Origin of the sequence: Actinomadura luzonensis (assembly GCF_022664455.2) — a bacterium.
GTDB classification, from domain to species: domain Bacteria; phylum Actinomycetota; class Actinomycetes; order Streptosporangiales; family Streptosporangiaceae; genus Nonomuraea; species Nonomuraea luzonensis.
Map to the genome: position 1 here is coordinate 1380441 of NZ_JAKRKC020000002.1, position 15081 is coordinate 1395521.

Annotated in this window: 12 protein-coding genes and 2 riboswitches; of the genes, 8 read left to right on the forward strand and 4 right to left on the reverse strand. The window is 74.7% G+C overall.

Translation table 11 applies throughout. The annotated features are described in order from the left end of the window. Positions 1–66: 66 nt before the first annotated feature. The 6 genes from MF672_RS36610 to MF672_RS36635 all read left to right on the forward strand — a co-directional run bounded on the left by MF672_RS36610 (position 67) and on the right by MF672_RS36635 (position 6756). On the forward strand, positions 67–579 hold the full coding sequence (locus tag MF672_RS36610) for a double zinc ribbon and FHA domain-containing protein (RefSeq protein ID WP_242376742.1): 513 nt from the start codon (positions 67–69) through the stop codon (positions 577–579). Next, the gene (gene ftsR / locus MF672_RS36615) at positions 576–1229 is read left to right on the forward strand and encodes a transcriptional regulator FtsR (RefSeq protein ID WP_242376744.1); all 654 of its coding nucleotides are present in this window, start codon (positions 576–578) and stop codon (positions 1227–1229) included. The genes MF672_RS36610 and ftsR overlap by 4 nt, the downstream gene beginning before the upstream one ends. A gap of 130 nt (positions 1230–1359) precedes the next feature. Beyond that, positions 1360–1830, forward strand: a complete 471-nt coding sequence (locus MF672_RS36620) for a bifunctional nuclease family protein (protein ID WP_242376746.1) — start codon at positions 1360–1362, stop codon at positions 1828–1830. 147 nt (positions 1831–1977) lie between these two features. Beyond that, positions 1978–2598, forward strand: a complete 621-nt coding sequence (locus MF672_RS36625; RefSeq protein ID WP_242376748.1) for a MerR family transcriptional regulator — start codon at positions 1978–1980, stop codon at positions 2596–2598. A gap of 49 nt (positions 2599–2647) precedes the next feature. Beyond that, positions 2648–2748, forward strand: a riboswitch (glycine riboswitch). Next, a riboswitch (glycine riboswitch) is annotated at positions 2749–2860 on the forward strand. Positions 2861–2917: 57 nt separating this feature from the next. Further along, positions 2918–5854, forward strand: a complete 2937-nt coding sequence (gene gcvP / locus MF672_RS36630) for an aminomethyl-transferring glycine dehydrogenase (RefSeq protein ID WP_242376750.1) — start codon at positions 2918–2920, stop codon at positions 5852–5854. A gap of 113 nt (positions 5855–5967) precedes the next feature. After that, complete coding sequence (locus MF672_RS36635; RefSeq protein WP_242376752.1) at positions 5968–6756, forward strand: tetratricopeptide repeat protein; 789 nt, start codon at positions 5968–5970, stop codon at positions 6754–6756. Between the two features lie 321 nt (positions 6757–7077). On the opposite strand, the gene MF672_RS36640 is transcribed toward MF672_RS36635, so the two are convergent. Further along, positions 7078–7437 carry a hypothetical protein gene (locus tag MF672_RS36640; RefSeq protein WP_242376754.1) on the reverse strand — a complete coding sequence of 120 codons (360 nt, stop codon included), beginning with the start codon at positions 7435–7437 and terminating at the stop codon, positions 7078–7080. 81 nt (positions 7438–7518) lie between these two features. On the opposite strand from MF672_RS36640, the gene MF672_RS36645 reads away from it, so the two are divergent. Further along, the gene (locus MF672_RS36645; RefSeq protein ID WP_242376756.1) at positions 7519–8118 is read left to right on the forward strand and encodes an alpha/beta hydrolase family protein; all 600 of its coding nucleotides are present in this window, start codon (positions 7519–7521) and stop codon (positions 8116–8118) included. A gap of 179 nt (positions 8119–8297) precedes the next feature. Here MF672_RS36645 and MF672_RS36650 read toward each other — a convergent pair whose 3' ends face one another. Together MF672_RS36650 and MF672_RS36655 are read right to left on the reverse strand one after the other, a co-directional pair. After that, positions 8298–8483 (reverse strand): DUF5999 family protein, encoded by a 186-nt coding sequence (locus MF672_RS36650; RefSeq protein WP_242376759.1) that lies wholly within the window; start codon positions 8481–8483, stop codon positions 8298–8300. Between the two features lie 198 nt (positions 8484–8681). Next, positions 8682–9242 (reverse strand): TetR/AcrR family transcriptional regulator C-terminal domain-containing protein, encoded by a 561-nt coding sequence (locus tag MF672_RS36655; protein WP_242376761.1) that lies wholly within the window; start codon positions 9240–9242, stop codon positions 8682–8684. Positions 9243–9455: 213 nt separating this feature from the next. On the opposite strand from MF672_RS36655, the gene MF672_RS51565 reads away from it, so the two are divergent. Further along, positions 9456–12428 carry a BTAD domain-containing putative transcriptional regulator gene (locus tag MF672_RS51565; RefSeq protein ID WP_302893336.1) on the forward strand — a complete coding sequence of 991 codons (2973 nt, stop codon included), beginning with the start codon at positions 9456–9458 and terminating at the stop codon, positions 12426–12428. Between the two features lie 15 nt (positions 12429–12443). On the opposite strand, the gene MF672_RS36670 is transcribed toward MF672_RS51565, so the two are convergent. After that, positions 12444–15080: a S8 family serine peptidase gene (locus MF672_RS36670; protein WP_242376763.1), complete on the reverse strand. Its 2637-nt coding sequence runs from the start codon at positions 15078–15080 to the stop codon at positions 12444–12446. Position 15081: the final 1 nt, after the last annotated feature.

Below are 15081 nucleotides of genomic sequence, written 5' to 3' on the forward strand. Positions count from 1 at the left end.
AAAGCGAAGCGAGGCGCGCCCTGAGCACCGTCGCCGCGTCTTCGCGGTAGGAGGCCGAGCCGATCGATGCCGAGCGTCTACTGCACGCAGTGCGGGCACGCCAACCCCGAGGATGCCCGTTTCTGTTCCCGTTGCGGGTCACCGCTGACCAGAGTCGAGGTCTCCGGGGACACCACATCGACGATCTCCGTCGCGGGAATCGAGGCGTACGAGGCTGAGACAGGCGACATGCTCCTGCAGGAGCGGGCTCTGGTGGAGCAGCTCCCGCACGGCACGGCGTTGCTCACGGTGACGAGGGGCCCCAACCAGGGCAGCCGGTTCCGGCTGGACAAGGACCTCACCACCACCGGGCGCCACCCGGAGAGCGACATCTTCCTCGACGACATCACCGTCTCCCGTCGCCACGTCGAGTTCTACCGCCACCGCGGCGGCCAGTTCTCCGTGCGCGACGTGGGCAGCCTCAACGGCACCTACGTCAACCGGGAGCGCATCGAAGAGGTTCCCCTGCACTCGGGTGACGAGGTGCAAATCGGTAAATTCCGCCTGGTCTTCCTCATGCGAGGCAATCACAGCGCATGACTTCCCAGGCGGCCCGCTCGCACATGAGCATCGGGGAGGTGCTCGCCCTGCTGCAGGGCGAGTTCCCCGATGTGACGATCTCCAAGATCAGGTTCTTGGAGGGCGAGGGGCTCATCGAGCCCGAGCGCAGCCCCTCCGGCTTCCGCAAGTTCACCCACCTGCACGTCGAGCAGCTGCGCTTCATCCTCACCGAGCAGCGCGACCACTACCTGCCGCTGCGGGTCATCAAGGACCGGATGGCCGAGAGCTTCGGCCGTCCCCGGGCCGTGCCCGACAAGCAGGAGGTCCGGCTCAGCCGCGGCGAGCTGCTGGAGGCCGCGGGCATCGACGAGGAGACCCTCGCCGAGTGCGAGGACTACGGCCTGCTGGCCCCGGTGGCCCGGCGCTACGACGAGGAGGCGCTCAAGGTCGCCCGCACCGTCGGCGCGCTGGCCCGCTTCGGCCTGGGCGCCCGGCACCTGCGGGCGGTCCGGGCCGCCGCCGAGCGCGAGTGCGGCCTGGTCGAGCAGAGCGTCGCGCCGGTGCTGAAACGGCGCTCCCCGGGCGCGATCGGCGAGGCCGAGGAGACCGCCAGAGAGCTGTCCAACCTTCTGCTCGACCTGCACGCGTCGCTGGTGCGCACAGGGGTGCGTGCGGTCCTGGGACGCTGATGCGACCCGGCCGCGGCCCGGAGGAGCAAACGGGGCCTCCCGGGTGTTACGTTGAATTGAAGTAGCGAGTCAGCAGAAGCGACGAACCAAGAGCTGTGCCGGGTCACCGGTCAGGAATACGGAGCAGCCCGTGTTGCAGATGGAGGTCGTGGGCGTAAGAGTTGAAATGCCCACTAATCAACCGATCGTCTTGCTCAAGGAGGCACACGGGGAACGGTTCCTGCCGATCTGGATCGGCATGACCGAGGCGACGGCCATCGCCCTGGCCCAGGCCGAGGAGCCGCCGCCGCGGCCGCTCACCCACGACCTGTTCCGCGACGTGCTGAGCGCCCTCGGCGTCGGGCTGCGCGCGGTCAACATCGTCGCCCTGCGCGACGGCATCTTCTTCGCCGATCTCGTCTTCTCCAACGGCGTGGAGGTGAGCGCGCGGCCCTCCGACTCCATCGCGCTCGCCCTGCGCACCGGAGCCCGCATCTTCGCCAGCGAGGAGGTGGTCCAGGAGGCCGGCGTGGTCATCCCCGACGACCAGGAGGACGAGGTGGAGAAGTTCAGGGAGTTCCTTGACACGATCTCTCCCGAGGACTTCGGCAGGGCGGGGTAGGTATTTCGGTGCATTTACGCTTCACGACGCGCCGAGCCGGATCGTTGACTGAGCATGGTCACGGTCCTACGGTGCAAGTGAAACCCGCGGTCGCCCTATATGAACCCCCAGATCAGGCCGCGGGATGAGAGAAAGCCGGAGGTCCGCGTGGCGGTCAGCAGCGGCGAGGGAAAGACGGCCGGCCAGGAAGATCCGGTGCGGCGCGAGGACGCGCGGCAGCGTGCCGGGGAGCAGGGCCTGCTCTTCGACGAGCAGCCGGCGGCGCTGCCGGACGACATCGGATACCGCGGGCCCACGGCCTGCGCCGCGGCCGGCATCACCTACAGGCAGCTCGACTACTGGGCGCGCACGGGCCTGGTGGAGCCGACCATCCGGGCCGCGCACGGCTCGGGCTCCCAGCGGCTCTACAGCTTCCGCGACATCCTGGTGCTCAAGGTCGTCAAGCGGCTCCTCGACACCGGGGTGTCCCTGCAGCAGATCCGCACGGCCGTGCAGCACCTGCGTGATCGCGGGGTCGCCGACCTCGCCCAGATCACGCTCATGAGCGACGGCGTCAGCGTCTACGAGTGCACCTCGGCCGACGAGGTGATAGACCTCCTGCAGGGCGGCCAGGGCGTGTTCGGCATCGCGCTCGGCCGGGTCTGGCGAGAGGTCGAGGGAAGCCTCGCGGAGCTGCCGGGGGAACGCGCGGCGGTCGAGGACACCGTCCCGGCCGACCACCCCGCTGACGAACTCGCCCGGCGCCGGCGCGCCCGACGCCTAGGGTAGTAATTCGCCCGTAACGTCCAGGGTAGTAATCTAGGACAGGCAAGGCTGACGACCCCGTGCGGGAGAGTCCCCGGGCACCACGCGGTCCCGGGGCGCCGAAGGAGCAACCCTCCCCGGAATCTCTCAGGCAACCTGTACCGCTCGGGCGAGGCAACTCTGGAAAGCAGGCACGCCCGCCAGGCGCGCCTCACCGACGGTGCAAGCCTCTTCGGGGGTGAAGCTCTCAGGTCGCGGTGACGCCCGCGCTGACAGAGGGGGAGACCCGGCATCCGCCCGCGCCCCGGCGCCGGTCTCCGCAAAGCCTCGGGAGGCACCGTCCATGTCCGATCCGTCAGCATCCCAGCAGGACCCCGCAGCCACGCCGGCGTCCCCGCCTGTCTCTGGGCCTCTTTCCGAGACCCTGCCCACGGCTCCGCCGCCGTCCACCCCCTCGCTGGACGCGCCGCCGTTCGCCGCCCGGCACATCGGCCCCTCCGAGGCCGAGCAGCAGCGCATGCTGGAGGCCGTCGGCTTCGAGTCCGTGGCCGACCTGGTGGCCGTGGCGGTGCCCGAGGCCATCAGGGCCAAGGACCGCCTCGCGCTGCCCGCCGCCGCCGGCGAGGCCGAGACCATCGCCGAGCTGCGCGCCCTCGCCGGGCGCAACCGGGTGCTCACCTCCATGATCGGCCAGGGCTACCACGACACGGTCACGCCCGCCGTCATCCGCCGCAACCTGCTGGAGAACCCCGGCTGGTACACCGCGTACACGCCGTACCAGCCGGAGATCTCGCAGGGACGGCTGGAGGCGCTGCTCAACTTCCAGACCGTCGTCTCCGACCTGACCGGCCTGCCCGTCGCCGGCGCGTCCCTGCTGGACGAGGCCACCGCCGCCGCCGAGGCCATGACCCTGGCCCGGCGCGGCGGCAAGTCCAAGAGCAACGTGTTCGTGGTCGACGCCGACGCGCTGCCGCAGACCAAGCGGGTGCTGGCCACCCGCGCCGAGCCGCTCGGCATCGAGCTGGTCGAGCACGACCTGGACGGCGAGCTGCCCGAGTGCTTCGGCGTGCTCGTCCAGTACCCCGGCGCCTCCGGCCGGCTGCGCGACCTCCGCGCCACCGCCGCCGCCGCGCACCAGGCCGGGGCGCTCGTCGTGGCCGCCGCCGACCTGCTCGCGCTCACCCTCGTGGCCGCGCCCGGCGAGCTCGGCGCCGACATCGCGATCGGCTCCTCCCAGCGCTTCGGCGTGCCGCTCGGCTTCGGCGGGCCGCACGCCGCCTACATGTCCGTCCGCGAAGGGCTGCAGCGCCAGCTCCCCGGCCGCCTGGTCGGCGTGTCCGTCGACGCCGACGGCGACCCCGCCTACCGGCTCGCCCTGCAGACCCGCGAGCAGCACATCCGGCGCGAGAAGGCCACCAGCAACATCTGCACCGCCCAGGTCCTGCTGGCCGTCATCGCCGGCATGTACGCCGTCTACCACGGGCCCGAGGGCCTGCGCCGCATCGCGCTGCGCGTGCACCGGCACGCCGCCGCCCTCGCCGGGGCGCTGCGCGCCGGCGGGCTGGAGGTCGTGCACGAGACGTTCTTCGACACCGTCCTCGTCCGGGTGCCCGGCCGGGCCGCCGAGGTGGTCGCCGCGGCGGCCGAACGCGGCGTCAACCTGTGGCGGACCGGCGACGACCACGTCTCCGTCGCCTGCGACGAGAAGACCGGCGCGGCCGAGCTCCAGGCCGTCCTGGCCGCGTTCGGCCTGCCCGGACGTGAGGCGCGCGCCGAGACCGCCGCCGACGCGCTGCCCGCCGAGCTGCTGCGCGAGTCCGGCTACCTCACCCACCCCGTCTTCCACAGCCACCGCTCCGAGACCGCGATGCTGCGCTACCTGCGCCGCCTCCAGGACAAGGACATCGCGCTGGACCGCTCGATGATCCCGCTCGGCTCCTGCACGATGAAGCTCAACGCCAGCACCGAGATGGAGCCGATCACCTGGCCCGAGTTCGCCGGCATCCACCCGTACGCGCCCGCCGAGCAGGCCGAGGGCTACCTGGAGCTGATCGGCACGCTGGAGCGCTGGCTGGCCGAGGTGACCGGCTACGACGCCGTCTCGCTGCAGCCCAACGCCGGCTCGCAGGGCGAGTTCGCCGGGCTGCTGGCCATCCGCGCCTACCACCGCGACCACGGCCAGGAGGGGCGCGACGTGTGCCTCATCCCGTCCTCCGCGCACGGCACCAACGCCGCCAGCGCCGTCATGGCCGGATTGCGGGTCGTGGTCGTCGCCTGCGACGCCGAAGGCAACATCGACCTCGCCGACCTCGACGCCAAGATCGCCAAGCACCGCGACCAGCTCGCCGCGATCATGGTGACGTACCCGTCCACGCACGGCGTCTACGAGGAGAGCATCACCGAGGTCTGCGCCAAGGTGCACGAGGCCGGCGGCCAGGTCTACGTGGACGGCGCCAACCTCAACGCCCTGGTCGGGCTGGCCAAGCCGGGCGAGTTCGGGGCCGACGTGTCCCACCTCAACCTGCACAAGACCTTCTGCATCCCGCACGGCGGCGGCGGCCCCGGCGTCGGCCCGGTCGCGGTCCGCGGCCACCTGGCCGCCTACCTGCCCGGCCACCCGCTGCACAACGGCACGCCGGTCGGCCCGGTCTCGGCCGCCCCGTACGGCTCGGCGGGCATCCTGCCGATCTCGTGGGCCTACATCAGGATGATGGGCGCCGACGGCCTCACCGCCGCCACCGAGCAGGCCATCCTGTCGGCCAACTACCTGGCCCGCCGGCTGGCCCCGCACTACCCGGTGCTCTACACCGGCCGCGGCGGGCTGGTCGCCCACGAGTGCATCATCGACCTGCGGCAGATCACCAAGGAGACCGGCGTCACCGTGGACGACGTGGCCAAGCGCCTCATCGACTACGGCTTCCACGCCCCGACGATGTCGTTCCCGGTGGCCGGCACGCTCATGATCGAGCCCACCGAGAGCGAGGACCTCGCCGAGCTGGACCGGTTCGTCGAAGCCATGATCTCCATCCGCGCCGAGATCGCCAAGGTCGCCTCCGGCGCGTACGACAGGAACGACAACCCGCTGCGCAACGCCCCGCACACGGCCGAGTCCGTCACCGCCGACGAATGGCCGCACCCCTACAGCCGGAGCGAGGCGGCCTACCCGCTGCCGTCGCTGCGCGAGGGCAAGTACTGGGTGCCGGTGCGCCGCATCGACCAGGCCTACGGCGACCGCAACCTGGTGTGCTCGTGCCCGCCCCTGGAGGCGTACGAGGACTGAGCGAGCCCGGCGGGGGATCCAGTCCCGCATCGTCAAGTGAGCAGACATGATCGCCGGAAGTCGTTAGGCTTCGGTGCGACCCCAGGCCGCGCGAGGCGCCAGAAGGAGCCCTCTTGACGTCCTCAGAGCTGGAGACCCCGCCCCTCGACATCGCCCGCCGTCTCGCCGAGAACGGCGACCTCGACGGCGCCGCCGCCATCCTGCGCAGGCTCGTCGCCGACCCCGAGGGCCCCGACCGGGCGCAGGCGGCGGTCGGCCTCGCCGTGGTGCTGGAGGAGCGCGGCGACGTCGAGGCCGCGCGGGCCGCCGCCCGCACCGCGCTCGCCACCGGCCACCCCGAGTACGCCGCGCAGGCCGCCTGCCACCTCGCGCAGGGCTTCGAACGCGAGGGACGCTCCGAGCAGGCCAGGGCCGCCTGGCAGGCCGTGCTGGGCGTCGGCACCCCCGCCTACCTGCCGCACGCCCACCTCGCGCTGGCCCGCCTGGCCGAAACCCTCGGCGACGCCGAGAAGTCGCTGCGCGACGCCATGACCGCCGGCGACGAGCAGGTGGCGGCGCTGGCCGCGCGCGAGCTGGCCGACCTGCTACTGGAGCACGGCGAGCCGGGCGCGGCGGCCGACGTGCTGCTGGAGGCCCTGGAGGCGGCCCCGGAGGAGGAGGTGCCGGGGCTGCGGGTGCGGCTCGGCATCGCGCACCTGGAGCTGGCCTGCGCCGAGTTCGCCGGGACCGTGGAAGGCGGGGCCGACGCCCCGACCAGCGCCCTGGCCATCGAACTGCTGGCCCGCACACTGCCGCTACGAGGCCGGCCCGAGGACGCCGACCAGGTGTGGACGTACGGGCTGGAACACGCCGACGAGGCGGTGGCCGCCGAGGTACGCCTCCGCTACCAGCGCGAGCCCTGACACCTGCACCATCGACCGCGACCCGCGACTTACGCCTGCACTGTCGACGGCGACCCGCGACTTACGCCTGCACTGTCGACGGCGACCCGCGACTTACGCCTGCACTGTCGACGGCGACCCGCGACTCACGCCTGCACTGTCGACGGCGACCCGCGACTCACGCCTGCACTGTCGACGGCGACCCGCGACTCACGCCTGCACTGCTCAGTGCGAGCCGTGACGAGACATGAGGCCTTCGTTACCAGCGCGAGCCCTCATGCATGCGCGGCCGAGCGCGAGACGCCATGCTCTGGCTGGTCTACGCGAGCGCAGGCGCCCGCGTTACTGGTGCGAGCCCTGGCGCATGATGGCGGCCGCCGCGGCCACGTTGATGACGACGATGGCGATCCAGGAGATGGTGAGGCCCACTAAACCGGCGTTGCTGGAGGCGATGGCGGTCAGCGGGATGCCGATGCCGAGCGAGCCCAGCGCGATGGGGATCATCGTGGCGCCCGGGCTCTTCTGCCTGGGGTGCGGGCCGGCTCCCTGCCGGCCCAGCTCGGCCCGTACGCGGGTGGCGATCGCCTCGTCGAGGCGGTCCATGAAGGACTCGACGAGGGCGTTCTCGTAGTCGGGGCCGAGGTCGCGGCGGGCGTCGAGGGTGGCCTTCAGGTCCTCGCGAAGAGGGCGGTCGTGCTGCATGAGGCCATCATGCTCCTCGCGCGGCGCGCCGTCATCAGACCTAGGTCCTAACGTCGCATCCTCCCCAGGTACGGTGCTGCCATGAAGATCGTCACCCCGTGGGGCCCCGCTCTGGTGGAGCTGGAGGAGGCGGCCGAGCCGCGGCTGCTGCTGGTGCTCACGCACGGCTCGGCCGGGGGAGTGGACGCCCCCGACCTGCTGGCGGTGCGTGACGCCGCGCTGCGGGCGGGCTTCAGCGTGGCCCGGGTGACGCAGCCGTTCCGGCTGGCGGGGGCGCGGGCCCCGGGCTCGCCGGCGCGGCAGGACGAGGCGTGGGAGGCTGTCCTGGCGGAGCTGCGGGCGCGCCGGCCCGGCCTGCCCCTCGTGCAGGGCGGGCGGAGCAACGGGGCGCGGGTGGCCTGCCGTACGGCGGTGGCGGTGGGCGCGGCGGCGGTGGTGGCGCTGGCCTTCCCGCTGCACCCGCCCGGCAAGCCCGACAGGTCCAGGGCCGGCGAGCTGCGCGGGGCCGGGGTGGACGTGCTGGTCGTCAACGGCGACCGCGATCCCTTCGGCGTCCCCGACGCGGCGGACGCGGCGCGCCTGGTGGTGCTGCCCGGCGAGGGGCACGACCTCAAACGGGACCCCGCCCGGGTGGGCGAGATCGTGGCCGAGTGGCTGGGCCACTACGCGCCGGCGCGCTAGGTCGCGGCGTTTCCGGCGTCGACGGCTCGGGTCGGCCGCTCAGGGTCGGCCGCTCAGGGTCGGCCGCTCGGTCCGGTCGGTTGCTGGTCAGACGATGGCCGGTCGGACGGGAGCCGGGTGGACGGTGAGCGGTCGCACGAGGCCTGCCCGACAGGGCCGGTCGGGCGGGCGGGGGCCGGTCAGACGGCGACGGGGCGGTGGGGCTCGATCGTGGCGCCGCTGGGCAGGAGCTCCCCGGTGTCCTCGAACAGGACGACGCCGTTGCAGAGCAGGCTCCATCCCTGCTCGGGATGGCAGGCGAGGGTGCGCGCCGCCTCGCGGTCGGGCGCCTCTGCATCCGGACAGGCCGGGACGTGCGGGCACATCGGCGTGCCTCCGATATCTCGTGGGTTGCTCCCGTGTGTGGGGCGGGAGCGGCTCGGGTTGTTCACTTGGCAAGTGTGCGACGGCGTCACGCGTTGCGACCCGGCCCGTGCGGGCTGTCGCAGGAGGGTCCCCCGTAACGTGTGACCTTCGACACAGGGTGCCTTATGCAGGATAACGGGCCAAGCGTGACACGCGCATCACGTTTGCAAACCCTTGAGAAGAGCGTCGAGTCCGCGCTCGAAGTCCGCATCCGCACGTTCGTCCCGTCTGACCCATTCGTCCACTTCTGGGTCGGCCCACCCCGACTGCTGCACCTCGACCGCCACGCTGCCGTACACGAACGCGCGCAGCGCACGCACCGCCTCCGGGGCGTCGTCCAGGCCGCCGTCCGCCAGCTGCTCGGTCTGCTCGCGCAGGGCGAGCAGCGTGGAGCCCTTCGGCGGCTTGGTGAGCGCCAGCGCCAGCACGCCCGGGTGCTCGCGCAGCAGCTCCCGCTCCGCCCGGCACCACGCCTTGGCCGTCTCCTGCCAGGTGGCGCGCTGCTCCACGTGGACGGTGGTGACGTGCTCGGCCAGGGCGTCCATCAGCGCCTCCTTGCCGCGCGGCAGGTGATGGTAGATGGCCATGGCCTCGACCTGCAGCGCGTCGCCCAGCCGGCGCATGGTGAGCCGGCGCAGGCCCTGGCTGTCGGCGATGTGCAGCGCGGCCTCGATGATGCGCTCGCGGGAGAGGGGGACCGGTGGTCTCTTGGCGGGCATGAAGATCATCCTAGTCTCCGACCTGCTCCTCGTCCCGGACCTCGCCGGATCCCGCCGCGCCCTCCGCCGGCCTCACCGGGCGGCGACCCTGGCCGGGACGGCGGCGCGGGCTAGGGAAAACCCGGGGACGCTCCCCGATTCGCGTCCCCCGGGGTCTTCCTATCGTGTGGTGTCCCCCTCCGACGGCGGTCCCCCGGCCTGAAAGGTATGAGGATGCTCCTCGCCCGAATCGCCGCCCCACTGCCCGATCTGAGGTGGCCCGCCCAGTTCCCGCCCGGGACGCTGACGGCCGCGGCGTCGCGGAGCCCCGCCGGGGTGTCCCGCTCGCGCCTGCTCGCGCCCGAGGGGTACCTCCTAGAAGGACGCCTGTCGGCGGACCTCCTGAGCGGCGGGAGCGGGCTCGGATGGGTGCGGCCCGAGCCGTACGAGCTGACGCCGCCCGCCCTGCACCGGCTGCTCGCCGCGGGCGGGCCCGCCGCCACCGTGGTCATCCAGCCCGCCGCGGGCTGCGACCTGCCCGACCTGCCCGACCTGCCCGACCTGCCCGACCTGCCCGGCCTGCCCGGCCTGCCCGGCCTGCCCGGTTCGGTCGGCCTGCCTGGCCTGGCTGGCCTGCCCGGTTCGGTCGGCCTGCCTGGCCCGGCCGGCCTGCCTGGCCCGGCCGGCCTGCCCGGTTCGGCCGGCCTGCCTGGCCGGGCAGGCGGCTGGACCGGGTCGCTGCCCGGCAACGAGGTCGTCCTCGTCGCCCCCAGCGGTGGCGACGGCGGGCTGCGCGCCGACGTGACGGCTGCCGCGGCGGCGGCCGGGGAGCTCGGGGCCCCGCTGTCGCGGCAGGGACTCGTCCGGCTCGTCGCGGTCACCGGCGGCCGGGCGGCCGTGATCGACTCGGTGCTGCGCGCCGCCCGCCTGGACCGTTCCGACCGGCTGGACGACTGCGTCGCGCGCGCCGGCGGCCTGCCCGACCTGGTCGCCGCCGTCGTGCTGCGGATGCTGCGCGCCGCGAGCCCCGACCGCCTGCAGGCCCTCGTCCTCGCCGCCCGGCTGGGGTACGCCCACGAGCGGCTGTCCGCGCTGCGGCCCGCCCTCCGCGAGCCCGCCGCCGAGCCCTGGTGGCAGCCGCTCACCGGCGGCTGGTACCGGATGCTGCCGTTGTGGTCCACGGCGCTGTGCGCGCTGCGCCTGCCGCGGTCCGACGCCTTCCGGCAGCGGCTCACCCGGCTCGCGGGCGAGCTCGAAGGGGAGGACGCGGTGGCGGAGGCGGCCGAGCTGTGCGTACGCGCCGGCGATCCGGTGCTCGCCGCCCGGCTTCTCGCCGACTCGGGCCAGAGGGGAGGGACGACGGGCCGGCCCCCGGGCGACCCGCGAGAGACGGAGTGGGGCCCGGGAGGCGTTCGCGACGCGGGGAGGACCGGGTGGAACGGCGGGCGGCGGGGACAGGGCGACGCGGGGGAGGCGTGGCGGCGGGGACAGGGTGACGCGGGGGAGGCGTGGCGGCGGGGACAGGGTGACGCGGGGGAGGCGTGGCGGCGGGGACAGGGTGACGCGGGGGAGGCGTGGCGGCGGGCGCGGGCCGCGCTTGCCGCCGGACTCCTGTCCGAGGCGCTGGACCAGGGCCGCAGGGCCCGCCGCCTGGCCGCCGCCGAGCCGGACACGGCCCGTCGGATCGGCCAGGTGCTGCGCCTGGTGCGCGCCGCGGCCCGCGCGCGGCGGCCGGGCACCCGGATGACGCGGCTGCTACGGGCCCTGGAGCAGGCGTCCACGCTCTCGATCGGTGAGGTGCCAGGTGCGGGCGGGATACGGAGGGGCGGCTCATCCGCAGGTGGGGCGGGGCCGGTCGTCACGGGGCCGGAGGCGGTTCCAGGAGCGCCGACGATGACCGCGCCCAGGGAGGCGGGCGAAGTGCCGCCCGAGCGGGAGGCGGCGTCCGTGCCCGGGACGGCGGCTTCTGCGGGGGAGGCAGCGGCGGCGCTACCTGCGGAGAGGGACGTCCCGGAGGCGGAGGCGGCGAGGGCTCCAGCGGCGGAGACGGTCCCGGAGCGGGGAGGGAGCCACGGGCAGGGGCCGGGTCAGAGGCAAGGGGCGGTCCCTGAGCAAAGGGCGGTTCAGGAGATGGCGGACGGCTCGGAGGCCGGGGCGCTCACTGATCCGGGAGCAGGGACGGGAGCAGGGACGGGAGCAGGGACGGGAGCAGGGACGGGAGTGGTGGCGGGAGCGGGAGTGGTGGCGGGGGTGGTGGCGGGAGCGGGGGTGGTGGCGGCGCTGGGACAGGAGGACGGGGCGGAGCAGGAGGTGGCGCAGGGGCCTGGCCCGCAGGTGGAAGAGGACGCCGCCGGTGGATGGGGGATCGCCGGCGAGGGGGACGGGGCTTCGCCGGGGGTGGCCGGAGCGGTGTCGCCGGTCGTGGGCGTGCCGGCGGGCGGGGCCGACGTCGAGGCGTGGTTGCTGGGGGATTTCCGGGTGCGGGTCGCGGGGCGGGAGGTCACCGGGTGGTCGGGCAACCTCGGCCGCTCCGTGCTGATGTACCTGCTCCTCCGCCACCCCAAGCCGGTCCGCCGCGACCTGCTGATCGACCTCATCTGGCAGGGCGTCCCCGAGGGGGCGGCGCGCAACCGGCTCAACGCCGCCGTCCACTCCCTGCGCGTGGACCTGCGCAAGGCGGCCCCGGGCCGGCACGTCGTCGTCTACCGGCGCGAGTGCTACGCCCTGGCCCCCGACCTGACGGTGTGGCTGGACACCGACGTGTTCACCCGGGGCTGCGCCGCCGCCCAGCAGCGGGCGGAGGGCGCGGACGGCTTGCGGGAGGTGATCCGCGCGCACGAGGCGACGCTCGCGCTCTACCGGGGCGACCTGCTGGAGGACGCCCCGTACCTCGACTGGGTGGTCCCCGAGCGGGAACGGCTCAGCGCCGCCCACCTCGACTTGCTGGAGACGCTGGCCGCCCGCTACCTGGAGGCCGGCGCGCACGCCAAGTGCGTGGACGCCTGCCGCCGCATCCTGGTCAGGGACTCCTGCAGGGAACGCACCCACCGCCTGCTGATGCGCTGCTACGCCCGCCAGAACCAGCCGCACAAGGCCGCCGCCCAGTTCGAGACCTGCCGGCGGGAGCTGGAGGCGGTGCTCGGGCTGACGCCCGACCCGGTGACGGCGCGCCTGTACGAGGCGATCCGCCGCCACCTGGCCGTGTGAACGACCCCGGGCGGGCTAGCCCTGCGCGGGCGGCCCGGCGTCGTCCGCCGGGCCGCCGCCGGACAGGCGCAGCCCGCCGCGTTCCTCGATGAACGCCTCCAGGGCGCCCACGTCCCAGCTCCGCAGCCGCTGGGCGTCGTCGGTCCCGTGGTGGCGGATCTCGCAGCCCACGGCGAGCCCGGTGGCGGTGTCGGCCGTCACGGTCAGCGTGAACGAGTGCCGCTCCAGCGTCGCGCCCCCGGCGCCGCCCGTCCCGGCCGCCTCCCGCGCGGCGTCCTCCTCGGCCGCGAGCAGCGCGGCGCGTTCGGCCAGCCCCATGCGGGCCAGGCGTTCGCCGCTCATCCCCGCCGGTTGCAGGACGACCGCCAGCTCGTCCGGCGGCGTGCCGGCGAGCTGCCGGAACGTGGTGATCCCGTGCTCGGCCAGCAGCCGGGCGATCACCGGGCCGACGCCCTTGACCCGCCGCAGGTCGTCGCCACCGGCTTCGACGGCGGGCTCGGCGGGCCGGGCCGGGCCGGGTACGCGCACCGGGTGGCCGCCGCCCGCGTTGTCGTCCCTCGTCCACAGGCCGGAGGGCGCGGTGACCAGGATCTCGCACACGTAGTCCCCGGCCGGGAGGCCGGTCAGGTCGGCGGCGTGCTCGCGGGCCGGCGCCGGGTCGCCCAGCGTCCGCAGGGCCTGCCCGATGGACAGCCGCCCGGCGTCGGTGTGGCAGCGCAGCTCCCAGGAGCAGGGCACGTCGGTCTCCCAGGACAGCCGCCCGCCGTCCGCCCGCACGTTCAGCACCTGGGGGAAGGCGGCGACGGCGGCGGCCTCGACGGCGGCGGAGACGTCGAGCCGCCCGGCTCCCCAAGCGTCGTCCGGCCCGGACCCGGCGGGGCGGGCGGTGTCGCGCAGCAGTTGCCCGACCTGCTCGCCGCTCAGCGGCGGCAGGCCCGCGGCGGCGCGGGCCGCCAGGACGACGGCGGCGGCGCCGCACACGTGCGGGGCCGCCATGCTGGTGCCGGCCATGAGCGTGTGGGCGGCGTCCGGGCGGGGCGGCTGGGCGCTGCCGGCGCAGCGCGCGGAGGCGATCCACTCGCCGGGCGCGGCGAGGTCGGGCTTGCGCGCGCCGGTCCGCGACGGCCCCCGGCTGCTGAAGGACGACAGCTCGCCGAGGCCGGTCCACCAGCTCGCGGGCCGGGTCGCGTAGGAGCCGACGGTGATCACCCGGCGGGCGGTGCCGGGCACCGAGATCGTCCGGGTCGGGTCCGCGCTCGCCGCCGAGAACGTGGTCTGCTCCGGCGCGCCGTCGCCGCCGCGCGGCGCCCGCTCGATCCACGCGTCGTAGCGGCCCCTCGGGACGGCGTCACCGCGCAGCAGCAGCCGCCAGGTGCCGGGCTCGACGCCGGCGCCCCGCCCGCGCGAGAGGATGACGGTGACGGCGGTGTCGCCGCTGCCCGAGCAGTCGGTCTCGCTGTCGATGGTGACCCGGTCGCCGGCCGCCGTGGTGAAGAGGCGCTCCTCGCCCGGCGGGGTGAAGGGCGAGCGCGGGCCGCTGGGCGGCGCGACGCCGACGCTGATCGTGTCCTCGCCGCCGAACCAGATCTCGATCACGTCGTCCTCGACGTCACCCGGCCGCACCAGGAGCTCCAGCTCGGCGGTGGCGCCCTCGGCCAGCGTGCCGCCGGCGTGGATGTTCCACTCCTGCTCGTTGCCCGCCGACTTCACGATGGCGACGCCGGGACGCGCGGCCAGGGCGTCCAGGGCCCGCTCGACCAGGGACTCGCCGCCGTGGCCGCCGCCGTTCATGCCCTGGCTGAGGTTGACCGCCACCGGCAGCCCCTCGGCGCGCCGCACCGCGTAGGCGGCGGCGTCCACGAGCTGGGTGGAGCGGCCCAGGGTGACGCCGGGCTCCCCGGACAGCGCCACCACGATGAGCCCGGCGCGCGGCGCGATGCCCGTGTACTCGCCGCCGAGCCGACTGTCGTCGCCGGCCGCGATCCCGGCGACGTGCGTGCCGTGGCCGAGCTCGTCGTCGGCGTGCGGGACGACGGCCGCCGGGTCGGCGGCGTCGAGCGCCTTGTCGAGGTCCTCCTTGCGGTACTCCCGGCCGTACGGCGTCGAGGCCTCGGGCGCGCCGGGGGCGTTCTGGTCCCACAGGCACAGGATGCGCGAGCCCCCGACGGCGTCCCTGAAGGCCGGATGGGTGTAGTCGACGCCCGAGTCGATGATCGCCACGACGGCGCCCTCGCCGGCGCCGGGGCCGCCGCCCGGGGCGGGGGCGCGGACCTCGGGACGGGAGACGTTCAGCTCGGGGAAGAGCGGGCGCGAGGACTCGATCCGCAGGACGGAGTCGTGCCCGGCCAGCCGCTCCAGGGCGTTCACGGGCACCCGGGCCGTGTAGAGGCCGCCGTCCTGCCAGGGCCCGCCGCCGCTGGCGTCCGGCCGGGCCGCCGTGGCCGGCGCCACCCGCTCGGCCAGGCCGGGCAGGTCGCCGAGCCAGCGGTCGTCGGTGCAGCTCAGCAGCACGTCCACGGCGCCGTTGCCGGGGCCGGGCAGCCAGCCGACGCGCTCGGCGAACAACGAGCCGGCGAACAACGAGTCCGCGACGGCGGCCCGGCCGCGGGTGCGCCTGACGAGGTGCCGCAGGCGCGCGTCCAGCGTTCTCATG